This is a genomic window from Pseudocitrobacter sp. 73 (assembly GCF_008369545.1).
GTDB lineage: Bacteria > Pseudomonadota > Gammaproteobacteria > Enterobacterales > Enterobacteriaceae > Pseudocitrobacter > Pseudocitrobacter vendiensis.
Genome location: NZ_VTZO01000003.1, coordinates 52073 through 65789, shown reverse-complemented (window position 1 = coordinate 65789; position 13717 = coordinate 52073). Strand labels below are relative to the sequence as shown.

At 52.2% G+C, this 13717-nt stretch carries 11 protein-coding genes; 3 read left to right on the top strand and 8 right to left on the bottom strand.

All coding sequences use genetic code 11. From position 1 onward, the window contains the following. Positions 1 to 95: 95 nt before the first annotated feature. From aphA to dnaB, 4 genes are all read right to left on the bottom strand, one after another. Positions 96 to 809: an acid phosphatase AphA gene (aphA, locus tag F0Q32_RS02220; RefSeq protein ID WP_149461785.1), complete on the bottom strand. Its 714-nt coding sequence runs from the start codon at positions 807 to 809 to the stop codon at positions 96 to 98. Between the two features lie 196 nt (positions 810 to 1005). After that, entirely contained in the window at positions 1006 to 2199 is a 1194-nt protein-coding gene (gene tyrB / locus F0Q32_RS02215; RefSeq protein ID WP_149461784.1) for an aromatic amino acid transaminase, read from the bottom strand. A gap of 138 nt (positions 2200 to 2337) precedes the next feature. Further along, positions 2338 to 3417 (bottom strand): alanine racemase, encoded by a 1080-nt coding sequence (gene alr, locus F0Q32_RS02210; RefSeq protein WP_149461783.1) that lies wholly within the window; start codon positions 3415 to 3417, stop codon positions 2338 to 2340. A gap of 47 nt (positions 3418 to 3464) precedes the next feature. Next, on the bottom strand, positions 3465 to 4880 hold the full coding sequence (gene dnaB, locus F0Q32_RS02205) for a replicative DNA helicase (protein WP_108476017.1): 1416 nt from the start codon (positions 4878 to 4880) through the stop codon (positions 3465 to 3467). A 63-nt stretch (positions 4881 to 4943) separates the two neighbouring features. Between dnaB and F0Q32_RS02200 the strand changes: the two genes are divergently transcribed. Then, positions 4944 to 5927, top strand: coding sequence for a quinone oxidoreductase (locus tag F0Q32_RS02200; protein WP_149461782.1), 984 nt, complete (start codon positions 4944 to 4946; stop codon positions 5925 to 5927). A 165-nt stretch (positions 5928 to 6092) separates the two neighbouring features. On the opposite strand, the gene pspG is transcribed toward F0Q32_RS02200, so the two are convergent. Further along, complete coding sequence (gene pspG, locus F0Q32_RS02195) at positions 6093 to 6335, bottom strand: envelope stress response protein PspG (RefSeq protein ID WP_149461781.1); 243 nt, start codon at positions 6333 to 6335, stop codon at positions 6093 to 6095. Between the two features lie 139 nt (positions 6336 to 6474). Beyond that, on the bottom strand, positions 6475 to 7512 hold the full coding sequence (dusA, locus tag F0Q32_RS02190; RefSeq protein ID WP_255475129.1) for a tRNA dihydrouridine(20/20a) synthase DusA: 1038 nt from the start codon (positions 7510 to 7512) through the stop codon (positions 6475 to 6477). 333 nt (positions 7513 to 7845) lie between these two features. Here dusA and F0Q32_RS02185 point away from each other — a divergent pair, with 333 nt between their 5' ends. Continuing rightward, a complete protein-coding gene (locus F0Q32_RS02185; RefSeq protein WP_149461780.1) occupies positions 7846 to 11160 on the top strand; it encodes a VPA1262 family protein in 3315 nt (1104 codons plus the stop codon). Between the two features lie 68 nt (positions 11161 to 11228). Here the strand turns inward: F0Q32_RS02185 and F0Q32_RS02180 are convergent, their stop codons facing one another. Then, positions 11229 to 12488 carry a conjugal transfer protein TraF gene (locus tag F0Q32_RS02180; protein WP_370516865.1) on the bottom strand — a complete coding sequence of 420 codons (1260 nt, stop codon included), beginning with the start codon at positions 12486 to 12488 and terminating at the stop codon, positions 11229 to 11231. A gap of 364 nt (positions 12489 to 12852) precedes the next feature. Here F0Q32_RS02180 and zur point away from each other — a divergent pair, with 364 nt between their 5' ends. Further along, on the top strand, positions 12853 to 13368 hold the full coding sequence (gene zur / locus F0Q32_RS02175; RefSeq protein ID WP_149461778.1) for a zinc uptake transcriptional repressor Zur: 516 nt from the start codon (positions 12853 to 12855) through the stop codon (positions 13366 to 13368). A 77-nt stretch (positions 13369 to 13445) separates the two neighbouring features. Here the strand turns inward: zur and F0Q32_RS02170 are convergent, their stop codons facing one another. Then, positions 13446 to 13655, bottom strand: a complete 210-nt coding sequence (locus F0Q32_RS02170; protein ID WP_015966328.1) for a CsbD family protein — start codon at positions 13653 to 13655, stop codon at positions 13446 to 13448. Positions 13656 to 13717: the final 62 nt, after the last annotated feature.

Here is a 13717-nt window from a genome sequence, read left to right as displayed (position 1 = left end):
CGTCATCACCTCAGTGTGCAACAAGTCGCCGAAAGGTGAAACCTTCCGGCGACTGATTTTTGACTAAAAAAGCATCATTTATTTACAGGGGGCGTTTAGTACTCAGAATTAACAATCACTTCTTCATTGTACTTGCCCGCCTGCGGCAGCGGTCGATACGTGGAGTTTGAGGCGCGCAGCACGCGGATACCACGGGCACCGGCTTCACGCGCCGCCGAGATATCGTTATCCGAATCGCCGTAGAAGACCTTTACGCCCTTCTCTTTCAGCCACTGCGTTTTGGTATTCTGGCCCGGTTTGTCACCGGCAAAAATGACCGGATTCATGCTGGTCGCCGGGATCAGGAAATAATCCTGCAACGTTTTGGAGACCGTTTCGGTTTTGGTTTCGCTACGCCCGGTAACGAAATAGATGCTGTCACCGCGCTTCACGTGCATCGCGATCAGTGAACGGGCCACTTCTTTCGGAATGCTGAACTCATCCCAGCCGTTGTTCATTTTTTCCCAGAATGCAGGGTTCTTCAGATACGCTTCGCTGCCCGGAGACCAGGTTTTCTGCCCGCGCCAGAAGCCGGGGCTGGAAAACAGCACCGTGTCATCGATATCAAATCCCACTGCCATCGGTGGATGATTCATCAGGCTGTTTTCAATTTGTGCCACTGATACCCAGTGGATGGGTGCCTGTTCGGCCAGTTTAGCGACATCCGTACCCGGATAGAGCGGAGAAGGTGATGAAGCGTGAGCAGTAACCGTGTTATTTAACGCGAACAACAAACAAACGGCGCTCAGCGCCTGTGTGATCTTGCGCATAGTTTTCCCTAAATCGTCGTCTTGTTTTTGTTTTAAAGTGAGTAATACTTCAAAAAATTAGAAAGACCTTAACGGTTACAGGGAGTGAAGGGAAGGATTTTCCAGGATTTATCCTGGAAAAAGGATAAGAGATCACATTTTCACATTGAGAAACTCTTCACGCGGCAGTGATGCCGCATGAAGAGTAAGCACTTGCTTACATAACCGCCGCAAATGCCTGCGCGACGCGATGCACGTTACGGGAATTCAGCCCGGCAACGCACATACGGCCGCTGGCAATCAGGTAGACGCCAAACTCCTCACGCAGACGATCGACCTGTGCAGCACTCAGACCGGTATAGCTGAACATACCGCGTTGCTTGAGGAGGTAGTCAAAATTCCCGTCCGGCATGGCTTCTTTCAGTACCTTCACCAGCGCCTGGCGCATGTCCAGAATACGCGTGCGCATCGCTTCCACTTCCGCCAGCCACGAGGCTTTCAGCGCGTTGTCATTCAATACGGTAGACACAATCTGTGCACCGGTTGTCGGCGGGCTTGAGTAGTTACGACGAACCGTCGCTTTCAACTGCCCCAGCACGCGTCCTGCGGCGTCGGCATCTTCGCAGACCACAGATAAACCGCCGATACGCTCACCGTATAACGAGAAAATTTTTGAAAATGAGTTGCTCACCAGCACCGGCAAGCCCGCAGCCGCAATCGTGCGGATGGCATAGGCATCCTGCTCCATGCCGCCGCCAAAGCCCTGGTAGGCAATATCCAGGAACGGGATCAGGTTACGCGCCTTCAGCACCTCCGTCACGGCATCCCACTGACTGTTCGTCAGGTCCGCACCGGTTGGGTTGTGGCAGCACGGATGCAGCAGCACGATGCTTTGCGCAGGCAGCGTGTTGAGGGTTTCCAGCAGCGCGTCAAAACGCACGCCGTTGGTCTCACCGTCGAACCAAGGATAGGTTTTGACCGTAAAGCCCGCGCCCTCAAAAATGGCGACGTGGTTTTCCCAGGTCGGATCGCTGACCCAGACGCCGGAATCCGGGAAGTAGCGTTTGAGAAAATCCGCACCTACTTTCAGCGCACCGGAACCGCCCAGGGTCTGAATGGTGGCGACGCGTTTCTCCGCCAGCACCGGATGATCGGCCCCAAACAGTAGCGGCGCAATGGCCTGACGGTAGCTATTCAGCCCTTCCATTGGCAGGTAAAGCGAGGCGCTATGCGGCTGGGCAGCAAGGCGCTTTTCAGCCTCTGCAACGGCCTGAAGCTGGGGGATGATGCCCTCTTCGTTATAGTACAGGCCGATACTGAGGTTCACTTTGTCGCTGCGCGGATCCTCTTTGAAACGCTCCATCAGCGAAAGAATAGGGTCGCCAGCGTAGGCGTCAACTTTTTGAAACACGAGGTGGTTCTCCAGGTTTACAGAAGGCAGGTAATAACACAATAAACCGGAAGTGGGAGAAGGTCGAGAGGATGTTGTCGCCGGATGTTATCAAATAGTAGGCCGGGTAAGGCGCAGCCGCCACCCGGCACCACACAATCAATCAATATACTTCATCGCCACGCGCGACGTCAGACGCGTGATAAGTTCGTAAGCACTCACTTTTGTGATTTCCGCGATGCGTTCAACGGGCAGCCCTTCACCCCACATTACCACCGGATCGCCTGCTTTATCCTGCGCTGCCGGCCCCAGGTCAACGCAGATCATATCCATCGCCACGCGGCCCGCAATGGGCACTTCACGGCCATTAACCAGCACCGGGGTGCCGGACGGCGCAGCGCGCGGGTAACCATCGCCATAGCCCATCGCCACTACGCCCAGTCGCGTATCGCGCTCGCTGATCCAGGTACCGCCGTAACCAACCGGCTCACCCGCTTTATGCTCACGCACGGCAATCAGGCTGGAGGTCAGCGACATCACCGGCTGGAAGCCGAAATCCGGCCCCCAGGGCTTTTGTTCCAGCGGCGATACGCCGTAGAGGATGATGCCCGGACGCGCCCAGTCGAAATGCGACTGCGGCCACAGCAAAATGCCGCCAGACGCGGCGATAGAGCGTTTCCCCGGCTTGCCTTCACAGAAAGTGTTGAAGATATCGAGCTGTTTCTCGGTCGCGCCGCATTCAGGCTCATCAGCACGCGCAAAGTGGCTCACGATATTCACTGGCTGGCTGACGTTCTCGCACTGGCTCAGACGTTGATAAAACGCATCCGCTTCTTCCGGGCGGATCCCCAGCCGATGCATGCCCGTATCCAGTTTCATCCACACCGTCACCGGGCGGCTCAGTTTCGCGGTTTCCAGCGCTTCCAGCTGTTCCATATTATGCACAGCGGTATGCAGTTGCTGTTCAGCGATAAGCGGCAGATCGGTGGCGTTGAAAAAACCTTCCAGCAGTAAGATGGGTTGCGTAATGCCGCCCTCGCGCAACCGCAGGGCCTCTTCCAGACGTGCAACGCCAAAGGCGTCGGCATCGGGGAGCGTTCGCGCGGTCTCCAGAAGACCGTGTCCGTAGGCGTTCGCTTTCACCACCGCAACCAGTTTGCTGGCAGGCGCCAGTTCACGCAGACGTTGCAGATTGTGTCGCAGAGCGCGGCGGTTAATCACTACAGTTGCCGCTTGCATTTGTGTTCCTTGAAAAGTGTTTGCTTGAGTTACCTGAATCAATCTTGTTATTCGTCGTCGTACTGCGGGCCCGCGTAGTTATCGAAACGCGACCATTGCCCGTTAAAGGTAAGACGCACGGTACCGATCGGGCCGTTACGCTGCTTACCGATAATAATCTCGGCGATACCTTTTAAGTCACTGTTTTCGTGATAAACCTCATCACGGTAGATAAACATGATTAAGTCGGCATCCTGTTCGATTGAGCCGGATTCACGCAGGTCGGAGTTGACCGGGCGTTTATCGGCACGTTGTTCCAGTGAACGGTTAAGCTGCGACAGCGCCACCACCGGCACATGTAATTCTTTTGCTAACGCTTTGAGCGAGCGGGAGATTTCCGCGATTTCCAGTGTACGGTTATCGGAGAGTGACGGCACGCGCATCAACTGAAGGTAGTCGATCATGATAAGACCAATACCGCCGTGTTCGCGGGCGATACGGCGTGCACGCGAGCGCACTTCCGTCGGCGTCAGGCCCGAGGAGTCATCGATGTAGATGTTACGCTTCTCAAGCAGAATACCCATCGTGCCGGAAATTCGTGCCCAGTCTTCATCGTCCAACTGGCCGGTACGGATTTTGGTTTGATCTACGCGCGACAGTGACGCCAGAGAACGCATCATAATCTGTTCTGATGGCATCTCCAGCGAGAAAATCAACACCGGTTTATCCTGCAACATCGCCGCATTTTCGACGAGGTTCATCGCAAATGTCGTTTTACCCATCGACGGACGCGCGGCGACGATAATCAAATCCGACGGTTGCAGCCCCGCGGTTTTTTTATTGAGGTCGTCATAGCCTGTATTTACACCTGTCACACCATCGTGCGGCTGCTGGAAAAGTTGCTCAATACGGGCAACGGTGGCGTCCAGCACATCGGCGATATTTTTCGGGCCCTCGTCTTTATTCGCGCGGCTCTCCGCGATTTTAAAGACGCGGGATTCCGCGAGATCGAGCAAGTCTTCGCTGGTACGGCCCTGAGGATCAAACCCCGCTTCGGCGATTTCATTCGCCACCGAAATCATCTCACGGACAACGGCACGTTCGCGGACGATATCGGCATAAGCACTGATATTCGCCGCACTTGGTGTATTTTTTGACAACTCTGCCAGGTAAGCAAAACCGCCAACGCTATCAAGCTGACCCTGACGCTCCAGCGATTCCGCGAGCGTAATCAGGTCGATCGGGCTGCCCGTTTCCTGTAAGCGCCCCATTTCAGTGAAGATATGGCGGTGCGGACGGGTATAGAAATCATCAGAGACAACACGCTCGGCAACGTCGTCCCAGCGTTCGTTATCCAGCATTAAACCGCCCAACACCGACTGTTCCGCTTCAATCGAGTGCGGCGGCACTTTCAGCCCGGCGACCTGAGGATCACGCTCACGAGCTTCAGTCTGTTGTTTGTTGAAGGGTTTATTTGCTGCCATAGTGAATGGAGTTACCGAGATAAAGATTGGGTCGAAAGATTACCACATTGTTCAGGAGGAAGCATGGCAACACGCATCGAATTTGACAAGCATGGCGGACCCGAAGTACTCAAGGCCGTAGACTTCACCCCCGTCGATCCGGCGAGCCACGAAGTGCAGGTCGAGAACAAGGCTATTGGCATTAACTATATCGATACCTACATCCGTAGCGGGTTATATCCACCGCCGTCGCTACCAAGCAGCCTGGGTACCGAAGCGGCGGGCGTGGTGACGAAAATCGGTAACGACGTGAAACACGTTAACGTCGGCGATCGGGTGGTTTACGCGCAGTCTGCGCTGGGAGCCTATAGCGCAGTGCATAACGTGGCGGAAGACAAGGTGGCGATTTTGCCAGATGCCATCACTTTTGAGCAGGCGGCGGCCTCGTTCCTTAAAGGGCTGACGGTGTTTTATCTGCTGCGCAAAACCTATGAAATTCAACCGGACGAGCCGTTCCTGTTCCATGCCGCAGCGGGCGGCGTAGGGCTGATTGCCTGCCAGTGGGCGAAAGCGCTGGGCGCGAAACTAATCGGTACCGTCGGCAGTGCGGAAAAAGGTAAACGTGCGCTGGAAGCCGGTGCATGGCAGGTGATTAACTATCGCGATGAGAATATCGTCGAACGCGTGAAAGAGATTACCGGCGGTAAGAAAGTACGCGTGGTGTATGACTCGGTCGGGAAGGATACCTGGGAAGCGTCGCTGGATTGCCTGCAACGCCGCGGGTTGATGGTGAGCTTCGGCAATTCCTCCGGGCCAGTCACGGGTGTGAACCTGGGAATTCTCAACCAGAAAGGTTCGTTATACGTGACCCGCCCTTCCCTGTACGGCTACGTGACAACGCGCGAAGAGCTGCAGGAAGCGAGCAATGAGCTGTTCTCATTGATTGCCAGCGGTGTGATTAAAGTGGATGTGGCAGAGAAACAGAAATTTGCGCTGATGGATGCGAAGCATGCGCACGAGGTTCTTGAGAGCCGGGTGACACAGGGTTCGAGCCTGTTAATCCCCTAGAAAAGCTTAGGGCTTCCACATGGGAAGCCCTTACTTTTTTTAGTTCGGCTGTATGTAGGGTACAGCTCGATGAATTCGTTAACGGCGCAATATTGACAGATTTATTACGCGAAACCTATGCAGTTTTATGCAAAATTTCTATTGTGTGACGAACCCCTCAATACCTTAGTAACGCCAACGGTTATTGCTCCGATACTCGGGAATTTTTGGTGTTTTAATCGCCCGAATCACCCATACCACGGCAATCGCCAGCAGTAACCAGGGCAGCAATTTAAACATCAGCGCGAATAAGCCGCCTACAAACATCAGCGCCGTGGCGACGAAAAGCGCGGCAATAATGCCCAGTAGTGAAACGCCCGTTACCAGCAGCATCACAAAAAATCCAATCACGAACAGTAGCTCAAACATGACTCTCTCCCAAAGATATCGTCATTCTCTGTCTGTGCTATTACAAAAATCATGCCAAAATTAACTTATTGAATATCAATAAAAACGCCCGACAACTACGTGCCGGGCGTGGTGAATTTGACCAGTTTTTAGTGAAATTTTAACGCTTATCGGCAACCAGCTTCAGTGCGTGCTCCAGCACGTTGATATCCGCTCCGGCTTTGTGGGCATTCTCGCTCAGGTAGCGACGCCACTGGCGCGCGCCCGGAATGCCCTGGAACAGGCCCAGCATATGGCGAGTCACGTGGCCCAGATAAGTACCGTTACTCAGTTCACGCTCGATGTAGGGATACATTGCACGCACCACCGCAACCGGGTCCGCATCCGCACCTTCGATGCCAAAGATTTCGCGATCAACCGTCGCCAGAATGCCGGGGTTCTGGTACGCCTCACGCCCGACCATGACGCCATCCATATGTTCCAGATGGGTTTTCGCCTCTTCCAGCGATTTAATGCCGCCGTTGATCGACATTGTCAGGTGTGGGAAGTCGCGCTTCAGTTGATACACGCGTGGGTAGTCCAGCGGCGGGATCTCACGGTTCTCTTTTGGACTGAGACCAGAAAGCCAGGCTTTGCGCGCATGGATGATGAACATCTCGCACTCGCCGCGTCCGGCAACGGTATTGATAAAGTCGCAGAGAAATTCGTAGCTGTCCTGGTCGTCGATGCCAATACGCGTTTTCACCGTCACAGGAATGGATACCACATCGCGCATCGCTTTCACGCAGTCGGCGACCAGTTGGGCATTGCCCATCAGACAGGCGCCGAACATCCCGTTCTGTACGCGATCGGACGGGCAGCCGACGTTGAGGTTAATCTCGTCATAGCCACGCTCTTCTGCCAGTTTCGCGCACTGCGCCAGCGCCGCCGGATCGCTACCGCCAAGCTGCAATGCGACCGGGTGCTCTTCTTCGCTGTAGGCCAGGTAGTCGCCCTTACCGTGAATAATCGCTCCGGTGGTGACCATTTCCGTGTACAGCAGCGTGTGGCGCGACAACTGGCGCAGGAAGTAGCGGCAGTGTCTGTCGGTCCAGTCGAGCATCGGCGCGATGGAGAATGTCTGGCTGTGGACAGGCTTGCCAGGTACAGCCTCAAAACCTGATATCGCGGAGCCTTCACTGATTTGTTTATGAGTCATTAGCGGGTATTTCCAGACATTTGTTGATTGAACCGCCCATATCTACCATCTGTAAATAAATATAAAGGCGAAAAAGTAGTATACCGGGAATCCCACCTCTTTGGCAGAGAGGGCTGAGTCTGAGGGCTGAGTCTGAAGCCAGGAAACAGAATTGCGAGCCAGATAATAGACACCATTTCAAAGTGGTGTTTCACTCGGATTTGATCGCACTATATTCAGGGCAATTTATCCAGGCTTAAGCAAGATATGCTCCTCTGCAATCGGAAGAAACATTGCCCATAAATACGTTGTCTCCACCTCTACTTTACTTATGCGCAGTGACAAGGAGAGTTTATGAACAGCACATTGTACACGTTACTTACGGACCCCAGGTTATATGACCTATTCGGAGATAACGACAACTTAACCGTCAGCCAGTTATGGGTACTAGAGATTGAACGTGAAGGTGTGAGTGAGCGACGCTTTTTGTACGGACGGTCGCTACCGGGAACCTTCCAGTCGGACCGCTGGAGCGGTACGGTTAGTAGCAAAACTCAACTCGATGAAAGTATCTCGATCAAGACTCACGCCTTAACAGTGCTTACCTCAGCGAAGAAATTGAAACTTTTCATCGAGCACTTCACCAACGGTTCAACACTTGAGAAAGCCAGCTTGCTCTCAGGGCTGAGTATCAATGACAAATTAGCTAACTCGGTGGGTAACTGTAAATTCGGTGAGAACTGCATCATTCGCCCAGTAATGCATTTGCCGACACGCGATTACTATCGATTCAAGTCCCGTCATCTCAGTCCAACCAGCTTTTGCAGTGTGGATAGCGCCGCAATTTTGTCTGAAGGTAAACCAAGGGTATTCAGCACCCCAGAAGGATATGACAAAGCGATTGCCGAAGCCGCATTCCAGGCATTGGATGCAGATACTGGTCTGGAGTTCTCTGGAATCGACGCCTGGCGAATCGGGGATTTTGAGTTAATTTGCGCTCCGGGTCTTAATACCGCAGAACGACGCAAATATGAGATTTATCTAAAGGGACCGCAGTCATCATTGACATTATTTGAACCACTGACCCGTGAACCTTCAGATCTACTGGTTATTATTAAATTATTCAGTGATGACAGCACTCAATTTTCGTACATCACCACACTCAATAAGAACGCCTCTTATCCCCTTCACCACACATTTGAAATCAATGCGATTCAAAATCAGGCCTGCACAGCTTATACGATGGAAATCTATACACCTGGTATTAATGGGGAACCGTCATTCCTTCTGCTTCAAATCGGCGCGCACTTTTTGCGCGAAATGCATCTCAATACGCAGATAATGGACTCTATTAGGGCTACTGATCAGTTCACATGGTTGGCAAAAAAAGTACCTAAAAAGGAGAAAGCCAGGCTGGAAGCTGCAGGATATATTGGGCGTGCCGTTACACCTTCCCGATCAACAATGGGTGGGAATATGAGAGATCCATGGGTTCCACTCAACAGGCTTATCCAGAACAGAGTCGAACAGTTACACCCGAGGAAATCTGATGGTCAGTTCTTTCCCACACTCGACAATAGTAATGGTATGAGTCGTCTTGAGTTGAAAGATTGGCTCAAAAACATTTTCGAACGGCACCACGATGCGAGAATAGCGTGGATCGACCCGTATATGGAGGACGTCGGCATCGACCTTCTCAATCGCTTAGGTACCACCCGTGCTGATTATCTAATCATCACAACAGAGAGAATATCGAATAATGTTTGTACTAAACTGAACGGTCAACATAGCCGTATTGAGAAGCTTTTGGCGAGATGCTCGGACTGGAATAATGGCTACTATGGAAGCGTTAGGCTCAAGGTACTTGCAGTGCCGGAAAGCAAACTGCACGACCGTATGATCCTTATAAGGTCAGCAAATGGTCAGCCACTCGCAGGATATCATCTTTCCAACTCTATTCAGAGAGCTAGCGAAAACCATCCCCTCTTAGCGACCCCAATCCCTCTTGACGTGATGCCGCATGTGTTTGAGTACATTGATCAGATCATCCAAAGTACACTCCATAGCGACGGTAAGACTCAACCCCCTGCAAATATAGTTTTCAATTCTGATGAAATCGAAGCACGCGAGGAAGACCAGCGTAAGGACTTAATACACCACAAATCATTCGACGAACCGCCATACGCAGGTTATGTCCTGGCCTGGTGGCTTGATGATGATCAGCTCTCTGGTTTATCAGGCGCGGCACTCATGGAACAGATGGGTGCCAAAGGATACGTTAAGGAGGGGCGGCTTGACCCTGAGCGCTTTGACTCTCTCCCAGCCAAATTTTGGACTGATGGGTTGTCATTTGCCGATTTTTCTTCAGCCTGGGACGCCCTTGGTTATGTAATAGCCCATTCTCCAGCGAGTCGCTACGCGGGTGGGTTCTACAATAAAGAGCAGCCATTGTTATCTCCCCACGTTACGCTTGCTCTTCTGGAGCATATTTCCCCTAGCCGGGCAAATGCGCTACCGCCACGCCACACGAAAGCACAGCTAGATATTGAGTACTACCGTTCACAGGCACTCACCACATTATTGCTTTCGAAAACTGACCCCTTCGATATATTCCAATACTCGCCCGTAGGGACGTCATGGAGCGACTACTACGCGATAAAATTATTATGGTCACATGCACCAAAGCAGTTAATCAGCTGGCTGGACGCGATACTCTCTAAACCAATCGAATATCCTCGCAGCCATGCACTGGTGGTTGAAACTCTTAAACATATTTGTTTGTGTGTTAGCTTCGACAAGCATCATGAAGAAATCGACGCACTATTGCAGAGCAAGGCAAGTATCATTGTCTGGATAGGGCTTCACGCTCTTGAAAGCGCTATTAATAAAGGCGATTGGGAGATCGAAACGCTCTCAAAAATTGACTACATCGAATCCGCGACTGTACGACGAACTATCCTGTGCTGGCTGATTAATGAAGCTAATTTCCTCAATTCTGCAGCTAAGCCACAGCTCATCAACGCATTAACCCAGTCATTGAATGCTCCACTCACAGATGAGGAACTCAAGAATATCCTTCAACCCGTCCGTGGCCGCCTTGGTAGGTTACACCATTTCACGCCCTGGATTCTTGAGTCCATGCTTATCCCCATGCTGGAGCAAAAGACTATCGATATCAGCCAGGTCGCCCGCCATTGGCTAACAGAGCTGCTGACTCAATGGCGATCTGCGCTCAAAAACGACAGTATTGGTTTCACCCCAGAAGCGGACGGGGCATTCACTGATGAGCTGGCTGCAGTGACACGATATTTAAGCTCGGGAGATCAGGAGTATATTCTCAAAGAGCTTCGAAAAGTATTTGATGCATTGGCGCGTAATATCAGGTTGCCCCTGGGTGCTCAGAGAGACTGGAAAGCCTTCAGTAATGCACATCAAGTGAATCTTTGGCTCTATGCGCTCGCTCGAAAGATTTCAGCACTGGAGCCTTCTGAACCATTGAGTTGGAAGGAACTTATCCTCGAGAGTGAAGAAATTATCGAGCGAATCCAGCCATCGCATTGCAACTGGTTGTCCCGCAATCAGTTGCTCACTTATGTGAAGGGCGACCCCGAACAAATTCGTGATCATAGCCTTCATCAAATAATCCAGAGAGCGATAGCGCCACAATAACCTAAGGTCAAATCAGGGGCCGCGTCGTTCATAATGTGACAGCCAGGCCCCATATTTAACAACGCACGTCAGAACGTGACGCTTAACTGCGCGCCAGCCCCCCAGGTTTCATCTTCACCAACCAGCCCCATCAGGTCGACATGCACGCGGTTAAACGGCGCGAAACCCACACCGCCGGTGAAGACATTACTGTCATTATTCTTCACGTCCGCACGATAACCGGCGCGCACGGCGAGCCAGTCGAGCGGACGAACTTCCGCCCCGACGCCAACATACTGCGAGTTATCCTCGCTTTTAAAGCCTTTCGTCTCAGTCAAATCGCCATCGGCGCTCACGGTCACCAAATCGTTATGCCACGCCACCCCCGCGGTCACCAGCGGGCGAATCTGATAGGTGTCTTTATAGTTGGTGGTCACGCCCGTTTCGCCATTGGTGATGAAGACATCTTTGGTGTCGATATCCCGGGAGATCAGGTTTTGCCCGCTTACGCCCACCGTCCAGTTCTCGCCAAAGTCTGCTGCAATACCGGCATCGACGTTAAAGCCGGTATCATCGTTGCGGTAGCGGCTGCTGTTCCAGTCGCTGCTGTCATAATTGTAGATAGAGGTGGTGTAGTTATAGAGCCAGGTTTTTTGCAGCTTTGGCGTGATGCCGACTGAAACGGGCACATCGCCCACGTCGAATTGCCGCGCCACGGCGACGCCGTAGTCAGAGACAATCGCCACCCGGCCCGATGCGGTAGAATTGAGGTGTTTGGTGATTTCGTCCGAGCCTCCCACAACGGCTTTCCCGGCCTCGGTAATCGCCGTCACCTGGCTGCCTTCGATCCCACGCAGATAGTCGATATCGCCCTGATCGATTGCGGAACTCACCCGGCCATGCGCGTAGGCTTTAGTGACAAACGCCACCGAGAGCACGTCGTTTGGAATACTGACGGCAATCCCTGCTCCTCCGCTGGCGCGCGCGGTTTTACCCTTCAGATAATCCAGCTCGCTGGCCAGATCGCCTGCCGCGCCCTGAAACTGCCCTAACGTACCCTGCGGGTCGAGCAGAATATCCTGCAAGGTGAGGTCATTAAGTACGCCGCGATAGTTATTCACTTTGTCATTAATCTCGTCGATTTCATCCTGAAGATTGTCTTTGTCGGTAATTTGCGCGCCCACGGCAGGAAGAATTACCGTAATGTCATCGTCTGGTTTGGCTTTCGCCAACAGCGCCGGGTTAATCAGCACGCCGCTCCCATAATTTGCCGACGCAACGCCGGTGCCCCCCATCGCGTCATTCCGCGCTTCTGACCAGGTGTTGGCGGCATGCGCCTGATTTGCCATAAATAAAGATGCCGTCAAAGGAATAAGCGAATATTTAATGTTTATTTTCACAGTCGTACCGTTTGTTTGCAGGTGAAAACGCCCCTTGCGAATAACGCCTAAGGGGGAACTATTGCTGCGAAAAAGTGGAATGAAGTGAGAAAAAGCAGGATATATCTGGCTTTTCGCCTTATCGTTCTTATTAACGTTACCCTTCCTATTTATAGATGAGTGACACCGCGCTTCCCAGCATTTATGCCATTCAATCAGGCTTAAGGATGTGCTTTAAGATTTACCTCAGGTTGGCGATTATTCAGACACTCGGTGTTTTTGCCATAACATGGTAAAGTAGAGGTCTATTTCCCCCGTAGCGCGAGGACGCAAAATGGATAAGACCACTTCGCAAGATATGTTGGCGCAGGCTGAAAAGCTGTGTGCGCAGCGCGGCGTGCGCCTGACTCCACAGCGTCTGGAAGTGCTACGTCTGTTGAGCCTGCAACAGGGTGCTATCAGCGCGTATGACCTTCTCGATCTGTTACGCCTGAAAGAGCCGCAGGCCAAGCCGCCTACCGTTTATCGCGCGCTGGAATTCCTGCTCGAGCAAGGGTTTGTGCATAAGGTGGAATCCACCAACAGCTACGTGCTGTGCCATCTGTTTGATCAACCTACGCATACATCAGCAATGTTCATCTGCGATCGCTGCGGCGTGGTGAAGGAAGAGTGTGCGGAAGGCGTAGAAGATATTATGCATATGGTCGCGGCACGCATGGGCTTTGCCCTACGTCATAACGTAATTGAAGCGCACGGCCTGTGCGCAGAATGTGTGGAGGTAGAGGCATGCAGTTCACATGAACATTGCCACCACGACCACACAATTCAGATCAAGAAAAAGGCACGGTAATTCGAGGGTTGGCACATCCTTGTACCAGCGGGTAGAAACGCTTATTGAGGGGAGTTAAGCGTTACGCATCAGCGAGATTACCAACGGTAATCGTTATGGGTTTCCCAATCGCTGACTTCTTTCTCGGCCTGGTCTTTAGCATATCCATAGCGTTCCTGGATTTTACCGACCAGCTGATCGCGTTTACCTTCGATAACGGTCATGTCATCGTCGGTCAGTTTGCCCCATTTCTCTTTCGCTTTACCTTTGAACTGTTTCCAGTTACCGCTGAGTTCGTCTTTGTTCATCATCAGCTCCTTATCATTCGATCATGGATGAGATATCACTTCGTCCTTCGGCGTTCATTTCT